At 45.5% G+C, this 1,401-nt stretch carries 1 rRNA gene (running past one end of the window); it reads left to right on the top strand.

What is annotated here, in order from left to right:
• Positions 1–124: 124 nt before the first annotated feature.
• A 23S ribosomal RNA gene (locus AC1RPN_RS07650) occupies positions 125–1,401 on the top strand (it continues 1,742 nt past the right edge of the window).

Here is a 1,401-nt window from a genome sequence, read left to right as displayed (position 1 = left end):
AAAATTTGTTCTTTGAAAACTAGATAATATTTATTAAATTTTTAAGCAATAAGCCGAGAAACACCGCGTTTTATTAGTTAAGAACGTAGTTCTTAACAAAACCACTTTGCTTTAAGTAAAGTTAGGTTAAGTTATCAAGGGCGCATGGTGAATGCCTTGGCACTAGGAGCCGATGAAGGACGGGACTAACACCGATATGCTTCGGGGAGCTGTAAGTAAGCTTTGATCCGGAGATTTCCGAATGGGGGAACCCAGCAGTTTTAATCGACTGTTACTATTAACTGAATACATAGGTTATATAGAGGTAAACGCAGGGAACTGAAACATCTAATTACCTGCAGGAATAGAAAGAAAAATCGATTCCCTAAGTAGCGGCGAGCGAACAGGGAAGAGCCCAAACCAAGAAGCTTGCTTCTTGGGGTTGTAGGACTGCTCATTTGAGTTACCAAAGATTTTTATAGTAGAAGAGTCTGGGAAGACTCGCCGTAGAGGGTGATAGCCCCGTATACTAAATGAAAATCTCTCAGAGCAGTATCCTGAGTACGGCGGAACACGAGAAATTCCGTCGGAATCCGGGAGGACCATCTCCCAAGGCTAAATACTCCCTAGTGACCGATAGTGAACCAGTACCGTGAGGGAAAGGTGAAAAGCACCCCGGAAGGGGAGTGAAATAGTTCCTGAAACCATGTGCCTACAAATAGTTAGAGCCCGTTAATGGGTGATAGCGTGCCTTTTGTAGAATGAACCGGCGAGTTACGTTTGCTTGCGAGGTTAAGTTGATAAGACGGAGCCGTAGCGAAAGCGAGTCTGAATAGGGCGCCATAGTAAGTAGACGTAGACCCGAAACCAAGTGACCTACCCATGTCCAGGTTGAAGGTGCGGTAAAACGCACTGGAGGACCGAACTCATGTATGTTGAAAAATGCTGAGATGAGGTGTGGGTAGCGGAGAAATTCCAAACGAACTTGGAGATAGCTGGTTCTCTCCGAAATAGCTTTAGGGCTAGCCTCGGAATTAAGAATCATGGAGGTAGAGCCACTGTTTGGACTAGGGGCCCATCTAGGGTTACTGAATTCAGATAAACTCCGAATGCCATTGATTTATATCCGGGAGTCAGACTGCGAGTGATAAGATCCGTAGTCGAAAGGGAAACAGCCCAGACCACCAATTAAGGTCCCAAAATACATGTTAAGTGGAAAAGGATGTGGAATTGCACAGACAACTAGGATGTTGGCTCAGAAGCAGCCACCATTTAAAGAGTGCGTAATAGCTCACTAGTCGAGTGATTCTGCGCCGAAAATGTACCGGGGCTAAACATGTTACCGAAATTGTGGATGGAACCCATTAGGGTTCCGTGGTAGGAGAGCGTTCTAAGGGCAACGAAGCTAGACCGTAAGGACTG

It is taken from the genome of Dellaglioa sp. CoH-57-MRSF-20 (assembly GCF_056781955.1).
Note: the sequence above shows the minus strand (reverse complement) of the source record. Positions and strands in the feature narration are given on the sequence as shown.